We start from the raw sequence: 26,514 nt of genomic DNA on the forward strand, positions 1-26,514 counted from the left end.
CGCGACGATGCGCGACGAGTTCGACGAGCCGCAGCCGGCAATAGACGCCGCCGAGGCCGGGACGGCTGAGGCCGCGATGGCCCATGCCCATGCCGAAGCCCGAGCCGAGGCCGAAGCGACCGAAGCGTCTGTATCGGCGCTTTCGGCCGCCTTGCCGATGGTTCCTGCCGGTATTCAGCTCTTGAACCGCGATTTTTTGACCGATGTGGCGAACCTGCCGGATGGTTCGATCGACCTGATCCTTGCGGACCCGCCGTATGGGCTCGGCAAGGACTATGGCAACGACTCCGATATGCGCTCGGGCGACGACTTTATCGCCTGGACGCGTAGCTGGCTTGAGCTGGCGATCCCGAAGCTCAAACCGTCCGGTTCGCTCTACATCTTCTGCACGTGGCAGTACGCGCCGGAGATCTTCTGCTTCCTGAAGACCCGCCTCACGATGGTCAACGAGATTATCTGGGATCGGCGCGTGCCAAGTATGGGCGGCACTACCCGCCGCTTTACGTCCGTGCATGACAACATCGGCTTTTTCGCGGTATCGAAGGATTACTACTTCGATCTCGATCCCGTCCGCATCCCGTACGATGCCGTCACGAAGAAGGCGCGTTCGCGCAAGTTATTTGAAGGCAGCAAGTGGCTGGAGCTCGGCTATAACCCGAAGGATGTCTGGTCGGTGTCGCGGCTGCATCGGCAACATGCCGAACGCGTCGACCATCCGACCCAGAAGCCTTTGGAAATCGTCGAGCGCATGGTGCTAGCGAGCTGTCCGCCGGGCGGCCGCGTGCTTGACCCGTTCATGGGTAGCGGCACCACCGCAGTCGCCTGCGCCCGTCAAAAGCGCGAATTTGTCGGCTATGAAATCAATGAAAGTTACTGCGCGATAGCGCGTGAACGCGTCAGCACGGCCGCGCAAGGTGCGCGAAACGAAACCGTCGCGCCCGACGCATCTGTGGCCGCAGAAACCTGAGTAAGGTGCCTTCGTGCGTCGAAAACGCGCGAACACTTGGCTCAAACAGCAGCAAACGGCAACGAACGCGCAGCTAACTATTTTCGAGAGAATTTCCATGTCCCGTATCAAGAATACATTTGCAGCGTTGGCTGCGCAGGGCAAGAAAGGATTGATCCCGTTCATGACGGCCGGCGATCCGGACCCGGCTCGCACCGTCGAATTCATGCATGCGCTCGCCGCCGGCGGCGCGGATGTGATCGAACTCGGCGTGCCGTTTTCGGACCCGATGGCCGACGGTCCGGTAATCCAGGCCTCGTCGGAACGCGCTTTGGCGCACGGCGTTTCGCTGCGTCACGTGCTGGCTGACGTCAAAAAATTCCGCGAGCGCGACGAAAAGACGCCAGTGGTGCTGATGGGCTATGCCAATCCGATAGAGCGGATGGGCGTTGAAGCGTTCGCGGCCTCGGCGCAGGATGCCGGTGTCGACGGCGTGCTGGTAGTCGACTACCCACCGGAAGAGTCCGTCATTTTTGCTGAAAAGATGCGATCTTCCGGCATCGATCCGATTTTCCTCCTGGCACCTACCTCGACCGACGAACGCATCTCCGAAGTCGGCAAAATCGCGAGCGGATATGTCTACTATGTGTCGCTCAAGGGGGTCACCGGAGCGGCAAATCTGGACGTTTCCAGCATCGCGAGTAAAATCCCGGCCATCAAGTCGCGCGTCCCCCTGCCGGTGGGCGTCGGTTTTGGCATCCGGGACGCCCAGACGGCGCGTTTGGTGGCCGAAGTCTCCGATGCCGTCGTGATCGGCAGCCGTATCGTGCAATTGCTCGAAAAAGCCACGCCTGACACGGCCGCCGAAACTCTCACGAGTTTCATCGCGGAAGTGCGCGAGGCGCTGGATAGCATTGGCGCGACCGCCCGATAACCGTTACTTTTTGTCTGCTGTATGCTGCGCGGCGGGTTCAGCCCCGCCGTTGCGCATACCGAAGACCCTGGAAGGAATCAACATGAGCTGGCTCGACAAGCTGCTGCCGCCCAAAATCAAGCAAACTGATCCGAAAAACCGTAAAGGGATTCCGGAAGGCCTGTGGATCAAGTGCCCGTCGTGCGAAGCGGTGCTGTACCGTAACGACGTCGAGGCTAATCTGCACGTTTGCCCGAAGTGCGACCATCACATGCGCATCGGCGCACGTGAGCGGCTCGATGGCCTGCTCGATCCGGAAGGCCGCTACGAAATCGGCCAGGAAATCGTGCCGGTCGACGCGCTCAAGTTCAAGGACAGCCGCAAGTACCCGGACCGCCTGAAAGAGGCGATGGAAGAAACCGACGAAACCGACGCCATGGTCGTCATGGGTGGCGCGATCCACACGCTGCCGTGCGTGGTGGCCTGCTTCGAGTTCTCGTTCATGGGCGGCTCGATGGGTTCGGTGGTCGGCGAGCGCTTCGCACGCGGCGCGCAGAATGCGCTCGAGCAGAATGTGCCGTTCGTCTGCTTCACCGCTTCGGGCGGCGCGCGGATGCAGGAAAGCCTGTTGTCGCTGATGCAGATGGCCAAAACCACCGCGATGCTGACCAAGCTGTCCGACGCCAAGCTGCCGTTTATCTCGGTGCTGACCGATCCGACCATGGGCGGCGTGTCAGCGAGCTTCGCGTTCCTCGGCGACGTGGTGATTGCGGAACCGAAGGCGCTGATCGGCTTCGCCGGCCCGCGCGTGATTGAACAGACCGTGCGCGAAAAGCTGCCGGAAGGCTTCCAGCGTGCCGAATTCCTCCTGACAAAGGGCGCGGTCGACATGATCGTCGACCGTCGCAAGCTGCGCGAGGAAATCGCCCGCCTGATGGCGCTGATGTCCCGCCAGCCGGCCGACGCGGTGGCCTGAGCGCATCCCGTCACGTCAGCATTTACGCCGTGCCCCGACGCACGGCGGAGCAAAAAAACAGCGCGCCGCGAGAGGTCACCAAGCGGCGCGCAGTCATTTCCGGGATAATCGCGGTCTCGCCGTGAAGCGACCCGCGCAACCCAGCAACACCGCCTAACCGACTCATCCGATGCCCACATTCCCCACTCTCGACGCTTGGCTTACGCACCTTGAATCCGCGCATCCGGTCGGCATTGACATGGGTTTGACGCGGATCGGCAAGGTGCGCGACGCGCTGCAACTGTCGTTCGACTGTCCTGTGATCACGGTGGGCGGCACCAACGGCAAGGGCTCGACCTGCGCGATCCTCGAAACGATCCTGCTGCGCGCCGGTTACCGCGTGGGTTGCCACACGTCGCCGCACCTGCTCTCGTTCAACGAGCGGGCGCGTGTGAACGGCACGGAGGCAAGCGACGCTGATCTCCTGCCGCATTTCGAAGCGGTCGAAGCGGCGCGTCTGAGTCTGGCCGAACCAGTCACGCTGACGTACTTCGAATTCACGACGCTGGCGATCATGCATCTGTTCGCCTCACGCGGTCTCGATGCGGTGGTTCTAGAGGTAGGCCTCGGTGGCCGGCTCGACGCAGTCAATATCCTCGATACGGACTGCGCGATCATCACGAGCATCGACATCGATCACACCGAATATCTCGGCGATACGCGCGAGAAGATCGCCTTTGAAAAGGCTGGCATCTTCCGCCCGGGCAAGCCGGCGATCTGCGCCGACCCCGTGCCGCCGCAGACGCTTATTGACCACGCGGAAAAGATCGGCGCCGATTTGTGGCTATTCGGCCGTGATTTCCGTTACGAAGGTCAGGCGGGCAGCGAGCGTCAGCAGTGGAGCTACGTGGGCCGTACCATGCGCCGTTCGGCGCTCGCGTACCCGGCCCTGCGAGGCGCGAACCAGCTCATCAATACCTCGGCGGCGCTGGCAGGCCTCGAAGCCCTGCGCGACCGCCTGCCGGTCTCAGCGCAGGACATTCGGCTCGGCCTCGCCAACGTCGAACTGCCGGGCCGCTTCCAGGTGTTGCCGGGCAAGCCGTCGATTGTGCTCGATGTCGGCCACAATCCACATGCAGCCGCCGTGTTGTCGCAGAATCTCGGCAACATGGGCTACTTTCCGTACACATACGCCGTATTTGGCGCCATGCACGACAAGGACATTGCCGGCGTGGTCGAACACCTGAAAGGGGAAATCGACCACTGGTGCGTGACCGACCTCCCCAGCCCGCGGGCGGCGTCTGCACAGGATCTCGAAGCGGTCTTGCGGGAATGTGGCGTGACCGATGGTGCGGATAGCAGCGTGACGCGCTTCGCCTCGCCAGCGGAGGCTTTTCAAGACGCGCTAAAACGAGCCACGGAGAATGATAGAATCGTGGTTTTCGGCAGTTTCTATACGGTAGCCGGCGTGATGGCCTACCGTAAATCGCAGCAACACTGAACGGGCGGCAGCCTCGAACCAAGCCATTCATGGGAATTTTCTCGTTCGGCAAGAAAGACGACGCGCCTACCCGGCGTGGCGCAAACACCAGTTCCACCCGGGCCGCACGTGGCGAGCGCGTGGAGCGGCGAACCCGCCGCACGGAACGGCCTGACGCCGATGCGATGCTGCTCGACCCTACGCTGCCCGAAAAGCAGCGCGCGCGCCGCCGCCTGGTAGGCGCGATCGCGATGGTGGTCGCAGCCGTGGTGATCCTGCCCATGGTGCTCGATTCGCACCCGAAACCCGTCACTGACGATATCGCCATCGACATCCCCAATCGTCCGGCGCCCAAAGCGGCTGCAGCGGACGAAGATACCCAGGCGGGTGTCGCCCCCGACAATCCGGCGCCTGATAGTGCCAACAATTCGCTCGCAGCCTCCGGTGTGGCTCCGGCTCCGGCAGCACCTGCCACGGCGAATGCCATGACGCAGCAAGGTGCGATTGCGGCATCGGGTGGCAAGACAAGCAAGCCGCACACGCCGGCGGTCGCCGCTAACACGTTGCCCGTTGCGCCTGCCGCGCCGGCACCGGCTCCGGCCAAGCCGGCCAAACCCGTCAAGACACCACCCGCGCCGATCCAGAGCGCCGCCAACCAGCCAGACACGAGCGCCAACAGCACCGACGCCGCCGCCGCAGATGCCGATTCCGGCACGCCCGCGTCGCCGCCGGGCAGCCGTTTCGCGGTGCAGTTGGGCGCATTCCCGGACGACGCCAGCGCGAAAGCCTGGGCGACCAAGTTGAAAGCGGCGGGTGTGCCCGCATATACCGAACGTCGGAAGCAGTCAGATGGCACAACCCAGACGCTGCTGCGCGCCGGCCCGTTCGCCGACCGCGCCGCCGCGACGGCCGCGATCGCGAAGGTTCGCGCAGCTGGGCTGACGTCAGGCTCGAACAACGGCTCGGCACAGTAAGCGAGCGATGTTCACTGCCTTCGACTACGCTGTAATGGCGGTGATCGGTTTGTCAGCCCTGCGGGGCACCTGGCGCGGTTTCCTGTCCGAGATATTCGGGCTGATCGGCTGGATCGCAGCGTTTTTGATTGCCTGCCATTTTGTTAGCTATGTGGTGCCATATATGCCGGCCAGGTGGCCGGGCGGCGCGCTGACTCAATGGCTGCTGGCTTTTACCTTGCTGATCGTCGGCGTGATGCTGGTGGTGGGCGTAGCCAACGCGCTACTGAGCCGGCTCGTGCAGGTATCCGGTTTGAGCGGCGTGGACCGCTCGCTGGGTTTGATGTTCGGCCTCGTACGCGGGGTCATCCTGGTGTTGATTCTGGTCGCCCTTGCAGGCCTGACCGAATTGCCCCAGCAGGAATTCTGGCGCAACGCCTTGCTACGGCCCTACGCGGTCCAAGGCGTGCACGAACTGAAACCGCTGCTTCCCGAGACACTCGCTGCTTACGTCCGTGTGTGACGATGACAAGCTGATGAGCCGTTCAGGGAATCACGCAGGACACCGGCGCGACCCGGATGCTTCCCCGGCACCGGCCGCCGTTACGAATTTCGTACCTTTGAAGGACATGCCATGTGCGGCATCGTAGGCGTAGTTTCCCAATCTCCGGTCAATCAGCTGATCTATGACAGCCTGCTGCTCCTGCAGCACCGCGGTCAGGACGCAGCCGGTATTGCGACGGCGAACGGCAGCAATTTCCACATGCATAAGGCCAACGGCATGGTGCGCGACGTGTTCCGCACGCGCAACATGCGCAGCCTGCCCGGCACGACCGGTATCGGCCAGGTGCGTTACCCGACGGCCGGTTCCGCGTCGAGCGAAGAAGAAGCCCAGCCGTTCTACGTGAACGCGCCGTTCGGCATCATCCTCGCTCACAACGGCAACCTGACCAACTGGCAGCAACTGAAAGACGAGATGTTCCGCGTCGATCGCCGCCACATCAACACCAATTCCGACACTGAAGTGCTGCTCAACGTGCTTGCGCACGAACTGCAGCTCTCCAGCTCGGGCCTGCAACTCGATCCGGCGGCCGTGTTCAAGGCAGTCTCGGGCGTGCATCGCCGCGTGCACGGTTCGTATGCGATCGTCTCGCTGATCGCCGGTTACGGCCTGCTCGCCTTCCGCGACCCGTTCGGCATTCGCCCGCTTTGCCTCGGCAAGCAGGAAACGGCGCATGGCGTCGAGTGGATCGTCGCGTCGGAATCGGTGGCGATTGAAGGTATCGGCTTCGAATTCGTGCGCGACGTGGCGCCGGGCGAAGCGATCTTCATCGACATCGAAGGCAATCTGCACTCGCAGCTTTGCGCGACCAACGCCAGCCTGAACCCGTGCATTTTCGAACTCGTGTACCTCGCGCGTCCGGACTCGGTGCTCGACGGCGTGCCGGTCTACAACGTGCGTCTGCGTATGGGCGATTACCTCGCCGAGAAGATCAAGCGCGAACTGCCGGATGTGCCGATCGACGTCGTGATGCCGATTCCCGATTCGTCGCGGCCGGCTGCGATGCAGGTCGCCAAGAAGCTCGGCGTCGAGTATCGCGAGGGCTTCTTCAAGAACCGTTACGTGGGCCGTACCTTCATCATGCCGGGCCAGGCAGTGCGCAAGAAGTCGGTACGTCAGAAGCTCAATGCGATGGCGATCGAATTCAAGGGCAAGAACGTGCTGATCGTCGACGATTCGATTGTGCGCGGCACCACCTCGCACGAAATTGTGCAGATGGCGCGTGATGCAGGCGCGAACAAGGTGATCTTCGCCTCGGCAGCACCGCCCGTGAAATTCCCGAACGTCTACGGTATCGACATGCCGACGCGCGGCGAACTGGTCGCCCATGGCCGCACCGATGAAGAAGTCGCACGCATGATCGGCGCGGATCACCTCGTGTACCAGGACGTCGACGCACTCAAGCAGGCCGTGCGCGATACCAACCCGGCGTTGAAGGAATTCGAGGCGTCGTGCTTCGACGGCAACTACATCACCGGCGACGTGACGACCGAGTACCTCGATCGCATCGAAACGGCCCGTCTCGCACCGTCCGCGCAATCGGACCGCGACGCCGCCAGTGAAGCGATGGAAGGCGGTGCGGCGCGTTCGCAACTGCATCTGCAGCTGTCGGTGGAGTAAAACCTCATCGCAGTGGGTGGCGCGTGGCGGCAATGCACGCAGCGCGCCACGCATGTTAGGATAATGGTTTGCGTCGATTTGATCTCAGCTTGCGGACGCGGGGCAACCCAAAACAGCTAAAGCGAACGGTGGAAAAAGCAGCAACCGCCCGCCGCCGCTCCAGCTTTCCCCCCGCACATAAAGCCCGCTTATGCCGACGCAAAGCGGGCTTTTTTGTTGCCGGCGCGTTTGACTTTCTTCAGCCTGACGACGAAGGTCAAACGGTAAGCGCCGGTCTGGAAAACGTGGCAACACGTGGAAAATGGAACTAGAACCAACATGGACGACTCCCTGAACTTCGACACCCTCGCAGTCCGCTCGGGCACGCTGCGCAGCGACTTCAACGAGCATTCGGAAGCGATTTTCCTCACGTCGAGCTTTATGTTTACAAGCGCCGCCGACGCCGCCCAACGCTTCAAGAATTCCGAGGACAATTACACGTACTCGCGCTTCACGAATCCGACGGTCACGATGTTCCAGGACCGTCTTGCCGCGCTCGAAGGCGGCGAGGCGTGCATTGCTACGGCCTCGGGCATGGCCGCGATCATGTCGGTGGTGATGTCGGCGTTGCAGGCGGGCGATCACCTCGTCAGCTCGCGGAGCCTGTTCGGTTCGACGCTCGGCATGTTCTCGCAGATCTTCAGCAAGTTCGGCATTACGACCACCTTTGTCGATCCGACTGATCTCGACGCGTGGAAAGACGCCGTGCGGCCCGAGACGAAGATGTTCTTCCTCGAGACGCCGTCGAACCCGCTGACCGAAGTCGCTGACATCGAGGCGATCGGCAAGATTGCGAAGGCAGCGAACGCGCTGTTCGTAGTCGACAACTGTTTCTGCAGCCCGGCGCTGCAGCAACCGCTGAAGCTCGGCGCGGACGTCGTGATGCATTCGGCCACTAAGTTCCTCGACGGCCAAGGGCGCGTGCTCGGCGGCGCGCTGGTTGGCTCGAAGCAGTTCATCATGGAAAAGGTGTTTCCGTTCGTGCGCAGCGCAGGACCGACGTTGTCGGCATTTAACGCGTGGGTGTTGCTCAAGGGCATGGAAACGCTGTCGCTACGCGTTGAAAAGCAGTCGGATAACGCGCTGGAAATCGCGCGCTGGCTGGAAGCGCATCCGGCTGTGAATCGTGTGTTCTATCCGGGGCTGGAATCGCACCCGCAGTACGAAATTGCCAAACGTCAGCAGAAAGCCGGCGGCGCGGTTGTGTCGTTCGAGTTGAAGGGCGATACGCCCGAAGCGCAGCGTGCGAACGCGTGGCGCGTGATCGACGGCACGAAGATCTGCTCGATCACCGCCAACCTCGGCGATACGCGTACGACGATCACCCATCCTGCTACGACAACACACAGCCGCATTACGCCGGAAGCGCGCGCGGCAGCGGGCATTTCGGAAGGGCTGATTCGTCTCGCCGTCGGGCTGGAGAATGCGGGCGATATCCGCAATGATCTGGCGCGTGGTCTGGCGGGGTAAGCGGGTAGTGGGCCGACCAGGGAGATTGGCGAGCGGGAGGCGACCGTGCGAGTAAGGCTCGTTTTTCAGGATGGGCTTCGCCCCAAGTTGACTATGATGGACGGCTTGTTTTTCGCTCTGAGCCGTTGCGTAAGTCATCGTGCCGAATCCCATGCTGCCCATCTCGATCATCGTTCCCTGCTACAACGCGGCCGCAACGCTCGCACGTACGCTCGATAGCTGCGTCATCCAGCCCGAGGCGGCGCAGATCATCGTTGTGGATGACGGCTCGAGCGACGACTCGATCGAGATCGTATGCCGCTACGGTGAACGCGATCCACGAGTGTGCCTGCTGCAGATGCCCACGAATGGGGGTGCCGCGCGGGCGCGCAATTGGGGGGCGATGCATGCAACGCAACCGGTGCTGGCCTTTATCGACGCCGACGACGAGTATTTCCCTGGTGCGCTTTCGGTGGCGAGTGGCTTTCTCAAGCAGATTCCGTCCGCGGCCTCGATCCGGCTCGATGTGGAATACGCGGGCTTTCCGTTGGAGATCATCGAGCATCCGCTGTTCGAGGCGTGCTGTGAGGCGCTCAGTAATATCTTGCCCAGCAGCCTGATCATTCGCCGGTCGGTCTACGCGGCGTTCGGCGGCTTTCCGATGGACGACTTTTTCCGCCACAGCGGCGGTGAAGACGCGGCTTTTGCAATGGCACTTTCCAGCCTCTTCGGCGACCGGCGTGTCATCGGTGCCAAGCTTGTGCGCATGCACTATCATCCGCGCAGCCATGCCGGGCACTACTTTCGGATTTCGATGGGCATGCAGGCGCGGGATCTCGAGAAGTCTGCTGAGTTTTCCCCTCTTGCGCACCAATTCGTCAACAAGGCTCGGACAGATATTGCCCAATTGCGCACCTTGAGCGCACCAGCCGGTAATGCATTGCCTTAGCCAAGCGATAGGCACCCGCCGCGCTACTCAGGCACCCCCGACGACGCTGAAACGCGTCAACTCAATGCCGCACAGTGCGCCATTGCCCGGGCGCTAGCCCGAAACGTCGCGTGAATGCGTGCGTGTAGGCGCTCTGGTCTCCAAAGCCGACTTCAAGCGCGATGTCGGTCAGCGAACGGCGTGGATCGGCGAGCATCGTGATCGAGATATCAAGCCGCAGACGCTGCAGATAGCGATGCGGCGTCTCGCCAAACGCTTCAATGAATAACTGATGAAAGCGCCGCATGCCGAAGCCACAATGCGTGGCGAGATCGGCGATGCGCAGCGGCTCCGAGAGATGCGCGCGTAGCCAACGGTCGATGCGCGCGAAGTCGAGACCTGCGCCTGGCGCACCGACGAACGCCGCGGATTGGGTCGTGCCCGCGTCCGTCAGCATGGCCGCGCACAGACGTGCGGCGGCATCCCAGTGAAAACGGCGCGTAGCCAGATCGTCACCAGCTTGCATACCACCCGTTGCGCGGGCGGCGATGCTATGCACGAGCTGCGTCAGCGACGCATCCACCGACACTGCCCGTGCGCGGTCAAACAAACGCTCCGGCACCGCAAGCGATGTCGCAGGCAGATCCAGCACCAATTGCCGATTCTCACCGACACCCGCGTAGTCGTGCTGCGCGCCAGCCGGAATCAGCCACGCGGAACCGGAATCGATCAGTTGACCAACCCCGTCCACCGTCATCACCATCGCGCCGTCGAGCCCCAGCACGACTTGATGAAAGTCGTGCACATCTGACGCCTCGATCGCGCCATAACGGCGCAACGAAACGCTGGGGGCGGCGACGGCAGCGTGGCTCATTTGCAACCTGACAGACTTAGACTTCGAGCAGTTCGACTTCGAACACGAGCGTCGCATTCGGCGGAATCACGCCGCCAGCACCGCGCACGCCGTAGCCGAGTTGCGGCGGAATTGTCAGCTTGCGCACACCGCCGACCTTCATGCCCTGCACGCCTTCATCCCAGCCCTTGATGACCATGCCGCCGCCCAATACGAATGCGAACGGATCGTTACGGTCCTTGCTCGAGTCGAACTTCTGGCCGTCGGTCAGCCAACCGGTGTAATGCACGCTGACCGTTTTACCGGCGACGGCTTCGGCGCCAGTGCCTTCGGTCAGGTCTTCGTATTTGAGGCCGGATTCGGTAGTCACGGTCGACATGAGTTGCTCCTTAACACTGGTCGTAAAAAGCGACATTGTAGGCGTGTTGGCAGCCCCTCGCCCAGATCACGCGGGTTTCGTTGCAGGTTTTGACGCGCTTGCGAATCTGCAGAGACCCCCGCGGGCGGGTACGCGGCCTGCTTCACGATGGAGCGTGCCTATAATGGGAGTTCCTTCCACTTCCCTGTACTGCCTGAGAGGGCTTCGATCGTGACAACGTCTTCCACCGGAACGGGCAGCGGCCAGCAGGCCGCTTCCGGCGTCTCCTTGTCCGAACGCACCGCGCATCTGTGTGCCGAGGCTGCGCTATTCATGCGTGACCACGTGCTCTCATTGGTATCGCACGACTTGCGCGGCCCGCTGAATGCGATCCATAGCTGGGCCTATGTGCTCGAACGCAAGCTCGATGCCAACGACCCGGCCGCGCAGCGCGCCATTGTCGGCATTCGCAGCGGAGTGGATCAGCAGGTCAAGCTGCTGGAAACGATCGTCGATACGACTCGTGCCGGCACCAAGACGCTGGCGCTCGTGCGCGAGCCATTCGCCTTGCAGGCGCTGTTCTCGGATTCGGTTGACGAGGTCCGCGCGGGGCTTGCGAGGTCGCGCGGTGTTTCGGTCGCATTCGAATCGGGACTCTCTACCGAGCAATTCAACGGCGACCGCGAACGTCTTGCCGCCGCACTGTGGCTGATGCTCACGTTCGCGGTGGAGGCCAGCGCGAATAGCGCGAAGGTCACGCTGGCATCGAGCGCCGACGCCAGCGCATGGCACGCCGTCATCACTTACGATGCGACTTTGGCTGCACTCGACGATGCTTCAGTGCCTCATCTGCTTGAGCCGTTCGCGCGCACCCAGGCACGAGCGCCGCGCGAAGCGGGACGGATTGCGTGGGTGCTTTCGCTGTGCAAGCGCGTCGCGGAAGCCCATGGCGGCACCTTCGAGCAAGGCGAGATGCAGGACGGCCAGGCCTCGACGCTGGCGTTGCACATACCGCTCGTCGCGGCTTGACGGGCAGGCTGGAAACGTTTTCATCGAGCTTTCGCACTCTCAAGAACGCTGCGGGCCGCCTCGAGCGTTCCGTCCCGTAGGAAGTCCCCTTGGGGGATTGACCCCCGCGGGGGGCCTGTCGCGAAGCGACAGGTTTGGGGGCATCTATATACTGACAACTTTTGTTGCCGGAGCCTTTTCTCTTGATTCAGGTCGTCGCCCTTATTGGTGCGTTGTTGCTCGTTGCGCTCAACGGATTCTTTGTTGCGGCCGAATTCGGTCTCGTAAAGTTGCGGCAGACGCGAGTGCAGAGCCTTGCCGCGAAACACGGCATGCGTGGCCGTCTGCTGGGAAAGGTGCACGGGCATCTCGACGCCTATCTGTCCGCCTGTCAGCTCGGCATTACGCTTGCATCGCTGGGCCTGGGCTGGATTGGCGAGCCGGCCTTTGCGGACCTGCTGACGCCGGTGTTCAGCTTGTTGGGTATCGAATCGGAGAAGGTGATCCACGGCGTCTCGCTGTTCTTCGCGTTCTCGTGTATCTCGTTCCTGCATATTGTGGTGGGCGAACTGGCGCCGAAGTCGCTCGCCATTCGTCAATCCGAGAAGGTATCGCTGTGGGCCGCCACACCGCTCTACGGGTTCTACTGGGCGATGTACCCGGCAATCTGGTTGCTCAACACCAGCGCGAACGCGGTCCTGCGCCTGGCCGGGCTGACGGCGGATCACGGCGGTGACGCGCATTACTCCACCGAAGAGCTGAAGCTCATCCTGCGCGGTCGCCATGCCAGCGTGGCGAGCGGCATCGGCGCAGCGGACGGCGCGTACAGCCAGGACGAATGGAACACCATCGCACACTCGCTGGATTTCTCGCGCATGACGGTCTCCGATCTGATGCGCCCGGCCTACGAGATGGTCGGACTGCGGCGCGATCTGCCGTTGCGAGAGAACATGCAGGTGGTCGCACGGCATCGCTTCAGCCGCTATCCGCTGTTCGAGGATGCCTCGGGCGAGCGTGTGGCCGGCATGATCCACCTGAAGGATTTGCTGCTGGCGCGCCACGCAGGCAGCACGCTCGACGATCTCTCGAAGTATGTGCGGCCGGTGCAGTATGTGAAGCCGGAGATGCCCGCGTTGGAACTGTTCCGGCGCTTTCGCAAGGGCGCGCCGCATATGGCTCTCGTAGGACACAAGAATGCGGCGCCGATAGGCTTTCTCACGCTCGACAATCTGCTCGGCGCGCTGGTCGGGCAAATCCACGACGAATTCCGTCAAGGCGATGCCGATTGGACCCGGATGGACGACGGCACCTTGATGGGCAAGGGCAGCCTGCCCGTGGTGTCGCTGGAGCGGGCGCTGGGGATCGATATTGACGAAGGCCGGGCCGAATCGGTTGGCGGCCTGGTGATTCAGGCGCTCAACGATCTTCCGAACGAGGGGCAGCGAGTCGAGTTTGATCGCTTCGATATCGTCGTTAAGAAGATGAAGGGGCCGCGTATTTTGCTGGTGCGGGTCTATCCGAAGGCGTTCGATGATGAGGGTGGTTGACCGGGGGCGCCATGGGATATCTGCTTGTACTGTTCGTAGGGCTGCTGGCAGGCATGCTGAGCGGCGTGATCGGCACAGGTTCATCCATGATGCTGATGCCCGTGCTTGTCATGCTGTTCGGGCCGCAACAGGCCGTGCCGATCATGGCGATCGCTGCGATCATGGGCAATCTGGGCAAGGTCCTGGCGTGGTGGCGTGAAGTCGACTGGCGCGCCTGCGCGGCGTATTGCTCGACTGCCGTGCCCGGCGCGGCGCTGGGTGTGCGGACGCTGCTCGCGTTACCGCCGCATGCGGTCGAACTTGCACTCGGCCTCTTCTTTCTCGCCATGGTCCCCACACGGCGCTGGCTGGCGCGTCGTGCGATTCAATTCTCGCTGCTGCATCTCGCGCTGATCGGCGGCGTGGTGGGTTTTCTGACGGGCATCGTTGTATCGACCGGGCCGATCACCGTGCCGGTGTTCATGTCGTACGGGCTTGTGAAAGGCGCATTTCTTGCAACGGAAGCGGCCGGGTCGCTCGCGGTGTACGGCACCAAAGTCGCTGTGTTCAAGCACTTTGGCGCGTTGCCGTTGCATGTCGTGTTCGATGGCCTGATTACCGGCTCGGCGCTGATGGCAGGCTCATTTGCGGCGCGCTATGTAGTGGTTCGCATGAGTGCCCGCACTTTCAAGCTGGTGGTCGACGGCTTGATGCTGTCCTCGGGACTTTCGCTGCTGTGGGCCGCAGCGAGGTAGTAGTAGCGATTCACTGACCCCTCAGCCCACAGAAGCCTCGAACACTCGGCGGTAGTTGCCGCCGAGGATCATCCCCACCTCCTCCTTGGTGAACCCGGCCGTCATCAGCGCATCTGCCAACGCCGGCAACTGCTCGTAGCTGCGGAACACGGGCGGGTTGATGAAACCGAGCATGTCCGTGCCCAATCCCACATGCTCGACGCCGACCACATCGGCCATGCGCTTCATGCCATTTGCCATCCCCTGCAAATCGCGATACGTCCCGGAACTCGGCCACACCCCGATCACGCCGCCTGTGCCTGCGACCAAACGGGCATGGTCCGGTGTGATCAGGCGGCTGCGTGCCGATGGATGCGTCGCCAGTGCGGTATGTGACAGGATCAGCGGTTTGCTCGTCGTGTTCGCGGCACGCTTGACGAGGTCATAAGTGCCATGCGCGACATCCACGACGATCCCTAGCGAATTGCAACGACGCACCACGTCCGCGCCGAAGTCGGTGAGGCCGCCGTGGATCGGCGGCTCCGTCTGGATATCGCCGAGTTCGTTGACACGATAGTGGGTGAGTTGCAGATGGCGCAGTTGATGCTGCGTGTACGCTTCATCGACGCGATCGAGCTTGCCCTCCAGGAAATCGCCGCCCTCAGCGGCGATAATCACGCAAGGTCCCGTTTTGCTATTGGCAGAAAGCGATGCCGTGTCCGTCACCACCGGCATCTGCTCGCGTTGAATCAACGCGTGTGCGCGAGCGAACTCGGCCTGACCGAGGGCATATAGTTCGCCATCCTGAGGAGTTCGCCAGGCTTCGATGCGCTTGCGATCGGCGGTAACGTGCGTGACGACTGTGTCGGTGACGATGGCGAGACAGATGACGTTCATCCCGCCCGCGCGCATCGGCGCCCCGAGGGGAACGAACGGACGATTGGCCCCAATTGCTGGGTCGCGCGACACGATCACCCGGCCAGCGTGGCTGTGCATGTCCATCGCCAGGGTGTCGGCGGTGCGCCAGGCGGATGGATTGTCCGACGTTTGCGCGTCCGGAGTCTGCGGATCTGCTGTCTGAGCGTCCGGCTTTTCGGTGTAGCTCGAGAACCGGCCAGGCGCGCAGGCTGCGAGGCCCAGCGCCGCGCTCGATGCGAGAAACGCCCGGCGACCCAAACTGCGCGGCGCGTGGTCCGGTAGTAAGTCAACCGGACGAGCGTCGACGAGTTGATAACGCCAGCCGGCGGGGTCGTCGATGAGGCGCTGTAGGCGTCCCCTGAGCGTGACCGCCTGCTCCTGCGGCGCGCAGGGCACAGCGGCAAACACCTCCACGCATGAGAGCGGATCGCGCGGCACGCAGCCGCCACAGCAAGGCGCATCCGCTGCGAGCACAAAGTAATCGGCTTCGTCTGCTGTGAGATCAAGCGGAATCACCCAGCCGCATAGTTTGATCGTCGCGCCGTGTAGTGAATCGGCTTCGCCCGTTCGGATACTCGACCAGTCAAGAGGCATAGGCATTCCTGTGGCTTGAGTGTCAACCTGAATGTGCAAAGCACAGCGTATTGCGTGCAGATGAAGCAAGCGTGTCCTACTTAGGCTCCGCACCTTGCTCGACGCCGGCGCTCCTCTTCACTTGGCCGCCGCGCGTGTCCGCCCCGTCGCGGCACGGGCGGGGCGCCGCTTGCCTGACGTCAACGTCGTCAATGTCTGTTCAACGATGGCAAGCGCCTCGGCCTTTAGCGTCTCCGGATCGTCCGCATCGTCGAGCAGCAACGCCGCTTCGCAAACCATGCGACCAATCATCCGTGCCGCAAGGTAGGGATTTGCAACCAGCGGGTCACCTTGCTGAGCGCCGCCTGAGAGCGCCGCAATCAGGAGCCCGTAAATATGCGCTTCCTCGATCTCCCTGCAGCGCGTGGCGCCGAGCACGGCGGGCGCGGCCTCGATCACGAGGTGCCGGTACGCGGGCTCGGAGCACACCTCCAAAAACTCGCGAATGCCGGCACGTATGCGGCGTGATTTCGGCACGGCTTCGGCGGCGGCACGCACGCGATCCGCAGCCGCAGTCTGTAGCGAGACCACCAACGCATCGAACAACGCCGCCTTGTCGCTGAAGTGGTGATAGAACGCGCCGCGCGTCACACGCGCCTTGCGGGCGATCGCCTCGATGCCGACCTGCTGATATCCCTCCGACGTGAACAACTCGCCTGCTGCGGTAACCAGCGCTTCGCGCGTGGCATCCGCGTATTCCTCACGACGTGTTTTGAACGGACCGACGTTTTCCATGGGAGTTTTGCACACCGCTTGACTTTTCACCTTCGCATCGTAGTATACATACACAATGTATGTGAAATTCATGGCGTATGTCGTCGTGAAGCGTGAAGCCTGCGTCGTGAGTCGACGCTCTCTCGGGAGATTTGCAAATGACTGTTTCAACGAATACCGATGTGAAGTACGTCCCGCCTTCGGCCGAACAAATGCGGAATGCCCGCGCTGTAGTCAACCGTTTCGCCGAGCACTGGAGCCATCCCGTCGCAGACGAGCTGCGCGACCTGATGCACGCGGACACACGCAACCTTATCCCGCCCATGACCGTGCCGGCGGATCGGGAAGGCGTGGTCGAGCATTTCAGGCAGGTGCTGGCTCAGCTACCGGATCTGAAAGTGGAGGTGCTGCAATGGGCGCCAACGGGTGACGCCGTATTGATCGAGTGGCGAGCGTCGGCAAGTGTTGGAGGCGAGGCGCTTGAGTGGCAGGGCGTCGACCGCTTCAATGTCCGCGGTGAGCGCATGTATCAGGGGCAGGTGTATTGGGACACGCGCCGGGTGGCCGAGCAGGTGGCCGATGCGGCACGGCGCGCAACCGAACGGCGCGCCGCCGCCTCATGATCTGAGCATATTGGGGGCCGGCGGGGCTCAAGCCCGCGGCACCCCGTCCTCCACCAGCACCGCCACCGGCATTGCCGCGAGCGCATCGCGCACCAACAGCAAGCCGTTATCCTCGACTTTGGGCGCAGCGGTGCTCATCCAGTCGAAGAGTGAGCGCGAGTTCAGCTCAGCGGGCATCTCAACCGCCGTATCCTCCCACTGTGCTGCGTCGACGAGTGGCAAGTCGTTGCCCTTATTCAGCAAGCCCGCAGCGAGATGCGTCACGATGATTACGGCCCACGCGTTGGCATGTCTTCGCGCGAACGCGACCACGTGTGCCGCGCGCTTGCCCTTCACGGTCAGCGGTAAATACGTGCCCTCGCTCAACAACTCCGGCAGATGCGCGCGTAGCGCCAGCAAGCGCTGCACGACTCCGAGTTTCACCCGTCCATTGCGCCAGTCAGACAGAAAGTCCGACGGCGGCGTCTCAACCAGCCACGCCGCCCGCTGCGCAAAATCGACGGGCCGGCGATTGTCCGGATCCACCAGACTGAAATCCCACAACTCGGTGCCTTGATACAGATCGGGCACGCCGGGCGAGGTGAGTCGCAGCACGGTCTGCTGCAAGCTGTTGATGGCTCCGGCCTGGCTGATCCGTGCGACCAACGCCGATAACTCGTGCAGGAAGGCGTCGCGCCGCTGCGGCCCGAGGATATCGAACAGGAAGTCGCGGCAGGCCTTCTCATACGCTTCGTCGGGCGCGAGCCAGGACGTGCGCAGCTTCGCTTCACGCAGCGCCTTTAACTGCCATTGCGCAACCCGTTCGGCGAGCTCCTTGACGCCGGCTTCGTCGTCGGGCGAGAGCTCGGGCGGCCAGCAGCCCACTAAGGTCTGATACAGCATCGCCTCTTCTGCCGGGCCCGGCGCCCAGTCGTGATCCGACGTGGTGGTACTGCCGTCCAGCGCGCGGCGCTGCAGCGCGTTCACTGTAGACCATGCGCGCAGCGTCGCGCTCCAGTCTTGCGCGATCTCACTGAGCACCGCAAGACGTGCCCGCACGTCTTCACCGCGTTTGTGATCGTGTGTGGCGGTTGCCAGCATCGCGTGCGGGAAACGGCGTGCACGTTCGAGAGTGGCGGCGTGGAACTGCTCGATCGAAAGCGCAAACTCGCCTGGGTCCGAACCCACTTCGTTGCGCGACAGCAAGCGGCCATAGCGATAGCAGGCGGTGTCCTCGACCGCTTTCGCAGCCACCGGCGCAGTCAATTGCGAGAATAACGTCTGCGCCGTACGACGGGATGTGCTCGCGTGATTGAACGGCTGCCCACTCGTACCTTGCTGCGCGCCGGCGGCCGCACTCTGACGCACCACTGCGGCGTCCTCAGCCGCACCGTTGCCCAGCCAGGCATCGACCTGCTCCAGCACGGCGTAGTCGGCAGGCGGGAGCGTTCGTCTCGCGCCGGCTAGTGCCTGATTGAAATAGACATTGTCGGCCTCCGAGCGCAAACCGCTCTGCGGATAAATGCGATACACCGGAAAATGCACGACCAGTTCGGTCAGCACGCGTCGCAATGCCGTGAACGTGAAATCGCGCGTGTTGATCGAATCGCGGGCAATCCGGTGCAGCGCACGCGCCGCGCGGTCCAGTTCCGCGGAGAGGTTTTCCGCGAGGATCTTGCGCCGCGCCGGCAGCGCCTCATCCGCAAACTTCGCGCTGCGTCCGGTCAGTTCGGCCCACGTGGTGGCGAGCGGTTCGGCACCCGCCGGATCGTGCAACAACGCGCCGACGTCGTTCATGAAGTCGTAGCCGGTGGTGCCGTGGATTGGCCAGTCGCCGCGCAAAGGTTCGCCGCGTCCGAGGATTTTCTCGACCACGATATACGGCTCGCCGTCGCGCAGTTCGCCGAGGCGTTGCCGCAGCCGCTGGCAATATTCGCGTGGTTCGGCGAGACCGTCCACATGGTCGATCCGCACGCCGTCGATCAAGCCTTCCGCATAGAGGCGAAACGGTAGCGCGTGGACCGCGTCGAACACCTCGGGCCGTTCAACCCGGATGCCGGCCAGCGTGCTGATGTCGAAGAAGCGCCGCCAGTTCACTTCGTCCGACGCCGTGCGCCACCAAGCGAGCCTGAAATGCTGGCGCTCGAGCAGCCGATGCAGACGGTCGCGCGAAACAGGTTCGCCCGGCGCATAGTTGGCCAGCGCGGCTTCGATAGCCGACAAGCCGTGTTGGGCAACGAACTCGCGCAGCAACTCGCGCGCTTCAGTGGCGCGCGGCTGGTCAGCGGGTTGCGTGGTGAGGCCCTGGAAGCGCGCGGCGAGCGCACTGAAATCCGCGCGCTCGGCGCTTTGCAGAATCGCTGCATAATCGACCGGACACACAAGGCCGACGTGAGGCCCGTAGGCAATGTAGAAGTGTCCCGTCTGCGCAGAGAAGCGCAGTTCGATGCGCCCCGCCGCGAGTTCGTCGCCGTACGATGCTCCCAGGCACGGCATCAGGACCTTGCCGCGCAGGGCAGGGTCGGGCGAATGCCAGTCGACGTCGAAATGCCGCGCATAGGCACTATGGCGTCCCCATTCGAGGATGTCGAGCCACCAGGCATTGCTCGATCCGCCGACACCCATGTGATTCGGCACCACGTCGATAATCAGTCCCATGCCACGTTCGCGCAGTTTCTCGACCAGCCGTCTCAGGCCCGCTTCGCCGCCACATTCCGCACTGATCTGACTGTAGTCGACGGTGTCGTAGCCGTGCGTCGAGCCCGGCTCGGCAGTTGTCACGGGCGATGCGTAAACGTGACTCACGCCGAGCGCAGCAAAGTACTCGACGTGCGCCAGTGCGTCGTCGAAAGTAAAGCCCTTGTGAAACTGGAGCCTGAGTGTGGAACGCGGGACGGTCATGGTGTGTCGGGCCCCGAAGAATCAGTAGTGGACGCCGAGGCGGCAGCGGGAACGGTGGCGCTGCGGGCGCGCTCGACCGCGAGCAGGCGGTCGCAGAAGGTCGGCTCGGCGAACAGTTCGTCGACCGGCAACGCGAGGCGCCGCCGCCAGTTCGGATGCTCGTCGATCGAGCCCGGCAGATTTGGCTGGTCTTCGAGCGCAAGCAGATCCTCGAGCGGATACGTGACGAGCGGCGTGGGCGTGGCGGCGACGAAGGCGAGCGCTTCATCCACGGGCGCGCTCTCGGGCGGCGGCGCGGGCACATCCTTCGCGGCGACGCCCGCCTGCTGGAACGCGGCCCATAGCGCAGCGCGATCCTCCGCGCGCGCCGCTTGCGCCACTTCGACGGGGTCGCGGCCGTCGGCGCGCGGCAGGGTCTGGCCGATGCGGTTGCGCCAGACGATGTCGGCGCCGCGCCACCAGCCGGTGACGGTCGGCAAATCGTGCGTGGTGGTGGTCCCGACTGCGTTATGGTCCCACCGCTGCGGCGGCTTGAAGCCTTTGCCTGACTCGGCGCCTTCGAACCAAAGGACGCGAATGCCTGCGATACCGTGTTCCTGGAGCCGTTCCCGGAAGCCGGGCGGCACCGTGCCCAGATCCTCGCCGACCACAATTGAGCGATGCCGCCATGATTCGAGCGCGATCAACCGCAGCATGTCTTCGAGCGGATAGCGCAGGTAGGCGCCGTTGCGCGCGCTTTCGCCTTCCGGTACGAGCCACAGACGGCGCAGGCCGAGGATGTGATCGATGCGGATGCCGCCGGCGTGCGCAAATGCGGCACGCAGCATGTCAATAAAGGCCGCGAAACCCTGGGTGCGCATGGCGCGTGGCGAGAACGTCGTCAGTCCCCATGCCTGACCGGCCTGGTTGAACAGATCCGGCGGCGCGCCGACCGACACGCCTTGCAGCATATCGTCGCGATACGACCACGCATGACTGCCGGCGCTGTCGCAGCCGACGGCGAGGTCTGCGATCAAACCCACTGCCATGCCTGCATCGCGCGCCGCGTGCTGGGCATGCGAGAGCCCCTTGGCGGCCAGCCATTGCAGGAACAGATGAAATTCGACTTCGTGCCGGTGTGCGTTCGCAAACGCTTCGACTTCTGCGCTGCGTGGATCGCGCAACGCCTCGGGCCAGCTACGCCAATGGCCGTTCGGCTCCGCTTGCGCAAGCTGAACCGCCTGCAATGCCTCGAAGCGCGCGTGGTCCTCGAGCGCCCGGCCACCGTGCACGCAGAACGCGTTGAATTCGAGAGCACGGGGCGCGTCTTGAGCTCGCTCGTGCACGCAGAACTGCTCGAAGAGCGTACGCAGTACCTTGAGCTTGAGCCGCACGGCCTGCGGCCAGTCGATCAATGTCAGGCGTTCGAGCTGCGACAACGTTTCGCCGGCCTGATGCGCTTCGATGGCGGCGCGCGCAGCCTCCACACCGAACACAGCGGCCGGATCGATATGCGTGACGTTGAGCCACAAGCGCGACGACGGCGAATACGGACTAAACCGCTCCGGCTCGGCGCTGAACATCGCATGGGTCGGACTGACGGCGAGCGCGTGCGCGCCGCGCTTCGCGCTTTCAATGGCGAGTTGCGCGAGCGCCGAATAGTCGCCGATACCGCCATCGCCCGTACGGCGCAAACCGTAGAGCTGGGCGGCGACACCCCACAACGGCGGCGCGGGTGTGTTCTGCACTGTCTGCCACGCATCGGCCACGGTATAGCAGCGCGACGGCGCCACCGCGAGCGTAATGCGGTGGTCGTTGATGTAGAGCGTGTGATAGCCGGGTTCGTCGATCGGCGACAGCAGCGCGGCTTCGCCTTTCGGCGCCGTGAAGCGACCATCGATCTGCGAACCGCTTTCCAGTTCGATGCGATAGTGGCTGCCGGATTTGATCGCCGCCGCCGGCAGCGCGATGCCGCGCTCGCATTCGGCGGTCATCAGCGGCGGCAGCTTGCGGCCGGACAGTTCCGCTTCGAGCGCGGCGGCGCTTTGGCGTATCTGGGCCGCGCTGCTGCACGGCAGCCCCATGCGTTCGAGCAACACGGCCAGCGTGGTTTCGGGAACCTGCTGGGTGACGTGATGCGCGTCTTGCCACTCGACCTCAAAGCCGGCGCGAGCAGCGAGGCTGTTGATGGACTCCGTGCGTCGCGTGGCGTTCATGCGTGCCACTCCCGGTCGATGACCTTGCGTGCATCGTGTGTGTTCGCGTACTCGCTGACGTCGCCGGTCAGCCACGCGACGAATGCATAGGACGGTAGCCGATGTTGGTCGAGATGATCGCGCACACGGGGCGGTGTTTCGAACACGACCTTTCCTTTGGGCGCCTCCGTCTCCGGAAATGGCACTTCGGCGTCGCTCAGATTCAGCGCGATGGTAAGCGTCTGTCCATCGCCGAGCCGCCAGCGTGCGACCAGCGCGTTGGCGTCACGCCCGTCCTGCGTGGATAGCACGGTTGCGCCCAGCGCTTTCGAATGCGCGAGGCGTGGCGTGACCAGCTTCGCCCGCACCGTCAGCGCGGATTTGTAGAAGTGCATCCAGTCAAGGCGTTCGTGCGCGTCGGGTTGCGCGGCGGGATCGGACGGCGGCGATGACGCAGCAAAGGTCTGAGGATGATTTGGATCGGGAATCTCTGCGCGGCGCTTTTCGTCGCTGAAGGATGCGAAGCGCGCGAATTCGCGGCGGCGTCCTTCGCGCACGGCATCCGCCAGGTCGCCTGTGTAGTCGGTGAAGAACAGGAACGGCTGATCCGAGCCGAACTCCTCGTCCATGAACAGCAGCGGAATCTGCGGCGAGAGCAGCAACAGGCCCGTGGCGGCCCGCAGCGCATCCGGTGAGCACAGCTTGCGCAGACGCTCGCCAAACGCGCGGTTGCCAATCTGGTCGTGGTTCTGCAGGAACATCACGAACGAAGTGGGCGGTAAATGGCCGCTCGGTTCGCCGCGCGGCTTGCCATCGTGGATCGGCGAAGGCTCGCCCTGGTATGCAAATCCTTCGGCCAGCGCACGCGCCAGCTTGCGGATTGGCTCATCCGCAAACGCATGATAGTAACCCTCCGTCTCGCCCGTCAGCAGCACATGCAGGGTGTTGTGCGCATCGTCGTTCCACTGCGCGTCGAAATGCGTTTCGAGCAGGTTAGCGGTGTTGTGCTCGTTTTCGAGGACGAGGTGTACGTGACGTCCGTGCCGCACCTTGGCGCGAATATGGTCTGATAGTTCGCGCAGCCATTCGTGATTGTCGATCGCGTGCACTGCATCGAAGCGCAGGCCGTCGAAGCGATATTCGTCGATCCAGTAGAGCGCGTTGTCGCAGAAGAAATCGCTCACCTCCGAGCGCTCGAAGTCGATGGCGGGGCCCCAGGGTGTGTAAGTGCCTTCGCGAAAGAACGGCTTCGCATATTGATGCAGATAGTTACCGTCCGGGCCAAAGTGGTTATAGACCACGTCGAGGAACACGTTCAGACCGAGACCGTGCGCCGTATCGATCAGCGCCTTCAGCTCGTCCGGTCGCCCATAGGACGAGTCGGGTGCATACGGCAGCACGCCGTCATAGCCCCAATTCCGCTGGCCGGGAAAATCGTTCAAAGGCATCAGTTCGATGGCGGTCACGCCCAGTTCGGCGAGCGCGGGCAGGCGCTGCATGACACCCGCATAGCCGCCCAGCGTGCCCACATGCAGCTCGTACAGCACGGTCTCTTCCCATGGCCGGCCATGCCAGTGCGGGTTTTGCCACGTGTAGGCGCGTGGATCGATCACTTCGCTTGGGCCGTGCACGTCCTGTGGCTGGAACCGTGAAGCGGGATCGGGTACCGCCAGTTCACCGTCGAGGCGGTAGCGGTACAGCGTGCCCGCGCCACCATCGGCTTCGGCTTCAAACCAACCATTGCCGGTCGGCGTCATCTCGAGCGTGACGGGTGTAGCCGGGCCTTCGATTTCGACTTGTACTGACTTGCACGATGGCGCCCAAAAACGAAAGCGCGTGCGCGGTCGCGCGCTCGCCGCACCCAGCAGCTGCGCCCCGAACGGCAGGCAATGCGCGTGATGACGCGCATGAGGATCAATCGGACTTTCGGACATGATTCGTCACCATTCGGTTTTGCTCCGCCGCCTCGTGCTCCGGCAACACTACGTGTGCGACTCGCCGTCAGTCGGCAGGGCCGTGCCTGGATCGGGTGGCAACGCGGTCAACAACCGCGGGCCGTGCTGCGGCCCAGCTTCCCAGCCGGCCTGCCAGTCTGCTTCGCCTACCGGCCGCGCGGCCATTATCACGAGGCCGTGGCCGGCCACTTCCACTTCCGGCACCGCCAACGGATGAGGGGGTGAGTCGGGGTCTGCGGTATCCAGCAGAACATGCCATTCCAGATGCGGCGCGGGCGGCGCGAAACGCAACGTGCCGCCCGACGCGTTCAGCATCATTAACAATACTTCTGTGTCACCGTCGAGTCCGGGACCCGCGCGGCGCAGCGTCAGCGCGCGCCCTTCCGGGTCCTGCCAGGCCTCGATGGTCAAGGGAAAGCCGCGTTCGTCGAACCAGCCGATGTCGTAAAGGCCGGGCAACACCTCACGGTCGCCGAACAGGAAGCGCGTCTCGCGCAGCAACGGATGCTGCTTGCGCAAGGCGATCACGCGTGCGACGAACTCGGTCATTCTGCGACCTTCTTCGGACCCCGCACGCTCCCAATCGATCCATGATAGTTCGTTGTCCTGGCAGTAAGCATTGTTATTGCCATGCTGGGTACGGCAGGCCTCGTCCCCGGCGAGAAGCATCGGCGTGCCGAGCGCCATGAACAGCGTCGCGATTAGCGAACGTGCTACCCGCTTACGCGTTTCGAGAATCGCCGGATCGTCGGTCGGCCCTTCGACGCCCCAGTTCGAACTGCAGTTCTCGTTGTGACCGTCGTTGTTGTTCTCGTTGTTCGCTTCGTTATGCTTTTGTTCATAGGAAACAATGTCGGCGACCGTGAAGCCGTCGTGCGACGCGACGAAATTCACCGATGCCCACGGCTTTCTGAAGCGGTGGTTGAACAGGTCGGCCGAGCCGGTGAGGCGCGCGGCGAGATCGGGGCGCAGCCCGGCGTCGCCGCGCCAGAAACGGCGCACGGTATCGCGAAAGCGGTCGTTCCACTCGGCGAAACCGGGTGGATGATTGCCGAGTTGATAGCCGCCTGGGCCGATATCCCATGGCTCGGAAATCAGCTTGCGCTGTGACAGGATAGGGTCCTGGCGCAAGGCGTCGAAAAAGCCGGAGCCCGCATCGAAGCCGTTATGTTCGCGGCCCAGCGTCACGCCAAGATCGAAACGGAAGCCGTCGATATTGAACGCCGTCGACCAGTAGCGCAGCGAATCCATCACCATCTGCAGCACGCGTGGATGCGGCAGATTCAGCGTGTTGCCGCAACCGGTGTCGTTGATATGGTGGCGTTCGTCGCCGGGCACGAGGCGGTAGTAGCTGGCGTTGTCGAGGCCGCGCCACGACACCGTCGGGCCCATCTCGCCGCCTTCGCACGTGTGGTTGTAGACCACGTCGAGGATCACTTCGATCCCTGCCGCGTGCAGTTGCCGCACGGCGATGCGCATTTCGTCGAGCCGGTGCGTGCTCAGATACGACGGCTCCGGCGCAAAAAATGCCGCGGTGTTGTAACCCCAGTAGTTGCGCAGCCCACGCTCCACGAGGAAGCGGTCGTTCAGGAACGCGTGCACCGGTAGCAGTTCGACGGCGGTGACACCGAGTTTTTGCAGGTGTCCGATAAATTCCGGCGACGACAGCGCCGCGAACGTACCGCGTTCGTGTGCACGCAAATTGGGGCGCAGCATCGACGCGCCGCGCACGTGGGTTTCGTAGACGACCGTCTCGCCCCAAGGCACGTTCGGCCGCGTGTCATGCGACCAGTCAAATGCCTCATCGATCACGACGCATTTCGGCATCGCCGGCGCCGAATCGCGCCGGTCGATCGACAGGTCGAGCCGGTTCGAATGCACGCGGTAGCTGAAGAGCGCATCGGACCAGCGAAATTGTCCCACGAGCTTGCGTGCATAGGGGTCGAGTAACAGCTTGTGCGGGTTGAAGCGATGCCCGTTCTGCGGCTGGTACGGGCCATGTGCACGAAACCCATAGGCGGTGCCGGGGTGCGCGTTAGGCAGATAGCCGTGCCAGATCTCGTCCGTGCATTCCGGCAGCGCATAGCGCTTCATTTCCTTGCGGCCGGTGGGGTCGAACAGGCACAACTCGATCTGCTGGGCATTGGCCGAGAAAACCGCAAAGTTGACACCGAGTCCGTCCCAGCTCGCCCCGAGGGGATAGGGCGAGCCCGGCGATAGCCGGTCGGGCAATGCATACATGGTTCCCGTCCTTATTCTGATGGTTCATTTCTTCGCGGGGCGTCCCTTCAGA

The 26,514-nt window shown here is 63.2% G+C and carries 21 protein-coding genes; 13 read left to right on the forward strand and 8 right to left on the reverse strand.

The genetic code is table 11. The features are described 5' to 3' along the window. The first annotated feature begins 7 nt into the window (after window positions 1–7). From P3T40_RS34225 to P3T40_RS34265, 9 genes are all read left to right on the forward strand, one after another. The gene (locus P3T40_RS34225; RefSeq protein ID WP_429272137.1) at window positions 8–967 is read left to right on the forward strand and encodes a DNA-methyltransferase; all 960 of its coding nucleotides are present in this window, start codon (window positions 8–10) and stop codon (window positions 965–967) included. Window positions 968–1,064: 97 nt separating this feature from the next. Then, window positions 1,065–1,880 (forward strand): tryptophan synthase subunit alpha, encoded by an 816-nt coding sequence (gene trpA / locus P3T40_RS34230; RefSeq protein ID WP_429272138.1) that lies wholly within the window; start codon window positions 1,065–1,067, stop codon window positions 1,878–1,880. An 82-nt stretch (window positions 1,881–1,962) separates the two neighbouring features. Next, on the forward strand, window positions 1,963–2,835 hold the full coding sequence (accD, locus tag P3T40_RS34235; protein ID WP_429272139.1) for an acetyl-CoA carboxylase, carboxyltransferase subunit beta: 873 nt from the start codon (window positions 1,963–1,965) through the stop codon (window positions 2,833–2,835). Between the two features lie 169 nt (window positions 2,836–3,004). Then, the gene (folC, locus tag P3T40_RS34240; RefSeq protein ID WP_429272140.1) at window positions 3,005–4,315 is read left to right on the forward strand and encodes a bifunctional tetrahydrofolate synthase/dihydrofolate synthase; all 1,311 of its coding nucleotides are present in this window, start codon (window positions 3,005–3,007) and stop codon (window positions 4,313–4,315) included. 29 nt (window positions 4,316–4,344) lie between these two features. After that, a complete protein-coding gene (locus P3T40_RS34245) occupies window positions 4,345–5,268 on the forward strand; it encodes an SPOR domain-containing protein (RefSeq protein WP_429272141.1) in 924 nt (307 codons plus the stop codon). A 7-nt stretch (window positions 5,269–5,275) separates the two neighbouring features. Further along, the gene (locus P3T40_RS34250) at window positions 5,276–5,770 is read left to right on the forward strand and encodes a CvpA family protein (RefSeq protein ID WP_429272142.1); all 495 of its coding nucleotides are present in this window, start codon (window positions 5,276–5,278) and stop codon (window positions 5,768–5,770) included. A gap of 111 nt (window positions 5,771–5,881) precedes the next feature. Continuing rightward, on the forward strand, window positions 5,882–7,429 hold the full coding sequence (purF, locus tag P3T40_RS34255; RefSeq protein WP_429272143.1) for an amidophosphoribosyltransferase: 1,548 nt from the start codon (window positions 5,882–5,884) through the stop codon (window positions 7,427–7,429). A gap of 318 nt (window positions 7,430–7,747) precedes the next feature. Beyond that, the gene (locus P3T40_RS34260; RefSeq protein ID WP_429272144.1) at window positions 7,748–8,938 is read left to right on the forward strand and encodes an O-succinylhomoserine sulfhydrylase; all 1,191 of its coding nucleotides are present in this window, start codon (window positions 7,748–7,750) and stop codon (window positions 8,936–8,938) included. Between the two features lie 151 nt (window positions 8,939–9,089). Beyond that, window positions 9,090–9,866, forward strand: a complete 777-nt coding sequence (locus P3T40_RS34265) for a glycosyltransferase family 2 protein (RefSeq protein WP_429272145.1) — start codon at window positions 9,090–9,092, stop codon at window positions 9,864–9,866. 61 nt (window positions 9,867–9,927) lie between these two features. Here P3T40_RS34265 and P3T40_RS34270 read toward each other — a convergent pair whose 3' ends face one another. Both P3T40_RS34270 and P3T40_RS34275 read right to left on the reverse strand, forming a co-directional pair. Then, the gene (locus P3T40_RS34270; protein ID WP_429272146.1) at window positions 9,928–10,719 is read right to left on the reverse strand and encodes a helix-turn-helix domain-containing protein; all 792 of its coding nucleotides are present in this window, start codon (window positions 10,717–10,719) and stop codon (window positions 9,928–9,930) included. A gap of 16 nt (window positions 10,720–10,735) precedes the next feature. After that, window positions 10,736–11,077, reverse strand: a complete 342-nt coding sequence (locus P3T40_RS34275) for an FKBP-type peptidyl-prolyl cis-trans isomerase (protein WP_429272147.1) — start codon at window positions 11,075–11,077, stop codon at window positions 10,736–10,738. 210 nt (window positions 11,078–11,287) lie between these two features. Between P3T40_RS34275 and P3T40_RS34280 the strand changes: the two genes are divergently transcribed. The 3 genes from P3T40_RS34280 to P3T40_RS34290 all read left to right on the forward strand — a co-directional run bounded on the left by P3T40_RS34280 (window position 11,288) and on the right by P3T40_RS34290 (window position 14,345). Beyond that, window positions 11,288–12,085: a sensor histidine kinase gene (locus P3T40_RS34280; protein ID WP_429272148.1), complete on the forward strand. Its 798-nt coding sequence runs from the start codon at window positions 11,288–11,290 to the stop codon at window positions 12,083–12,085. A gap of 182 nt (window positions 12,086–12,267) precedes the next feature. Next, the gene (locus tag P3T40_RS34285; protein WP_429272149.1) at window positions 12,268–13,611 is read left to right on the forward strand and encodes a hemolysin family protein; all 1,344 of its coding nucleotides are present in this window, start codon (window positions 12,268–12,270) and stop codon (window positions 13,609–13,611) included. A gap of 11 nt (window positions 13,612–13,622) precedes the next feature. Continuing rightward, window positions 13,623–14,345 (forward strand): sulfite exporter TauE/SafE family protein, encoded by a 723-nt coding sequence (locus tag P3T40_RS34290; protein WP_429272150.1) that lies wholly within the window; start codon window positions 13,623–13,625, stop codon window positions 14,343–14,345. Window positions 14,346–14,366: 21 nt separating this feature from the next. Here the strand turns inward: P3T40_RS34290 and P3T40_RS34295 are convergent, their stop codons facing one another. Beyond that, on the reverse strand, window positions 14,367–15,836 hold the full coding sequence (locus tag P3T40_RS34295) for a dipeptidase (protein WP_429272151.1): 1,470 nt from the start codon (window positions 15,834–15,836) through the stop codon (window positions 14,367–14,369). A gap of 117 nt (window positions 15,837–15,953) precedes the next feature. Further along, complete coding sequence (locus P3T40_RS34300; protein WP_429272152.1) at window positions 15,954–16,610, reverse strand: TetR/AcrR family transcriptional regulator; 657 nt, start codon at window positions 16,608–16,610, stop codon at window positions 15,954–15,956. 137 nt (window positions 16,611–16,747) lie between these two features. Between P3T40_RS34300 and P3T40_RS34305 the strand changes: the two genes are divergently transcribed. Next, window positions 16,748–17,212 carry a nuclear transport factor 2 family protein gene (locus P3T40_RS34305; protein WP_429272153.1) on the forward strand — a complete coding sequence of 155 codons (465 nt, stop codon included), beginning with the start codon at window positions 16,748–16,750 and terminating at the stop codon, window positions 17,210–17,212. 27 nt (window positions 17,213–17,239) lie between these two features. On the opposite strand, the gene treY is transcribed toward P3T40_RS34305, so the two are convergent. From treY to glgX, 4 genes are read right to left on the reverse strand one after another with little or no spacing between them, the layout of a single operon-like run. Next, window positions 17,240–20,092 (reverse strand): malto-oligosyltrehalose synthase, encoded by a 2,853-nt coding sequence (gene treY, locus P3T40_RS34310; RefSeq protein WP_429272154.1) that lies wholly within the window; start codon window positions 20,090–20,092, stop codon window positions 17,240–17,242. Beyond that, a complete protein-coding gene (malQ, locus tag P3T40_RS34315) occupies window positions 20,089–22,287 on the reverse strand; it encodes a 4-alpha-glucanotransferase (RefSeq protein ID WP_429272155.1) in 2,199 nt (732 codons plus the stop codon). Before malQ ends, treY begins: the two co-directional genes overlap by 4 nt. Beyond that, window positions 22,284–24,200, reverse strand: coding sequence for a malto-oligosyltrehalose trehalohydrolase (treZ, locus tag P3T40_RS34320; RefSeq protein WP_429272156.1), 1,917 nt, complete (start codon window positions 24,198–24,200; stop codon window positions 22,284–22,286). Before treZ ends, malQ begins: the two co-directional genes overlap by 4 nt. A gap of 48 nt (window positions 24,201–24,248) precedes the next feature. Beyond that, a complete protein-coding gene (gene glgX, locus P3T40_RS34325) occupies window positions 24,249–26,462 on the reverse strand; it encodes a glycogen debranching protein GlgX (protein ID WP_429272157.1) in 2,214 nt (737 codons plus the stop codon). Window positions 26,463–26,514: the final 52 nt, after the last annotated feature.

Origin of the sequence: Paraburkholderia sp. EB58 (genome assembly GCF_050436665.1) — a bacterium.
Taxonomy (GTDB): Bacteria; Pseudomonadota; Gammaproteobacteria; order Burkholderiales; family Burkholderiaceae; genus Paraburkholderia.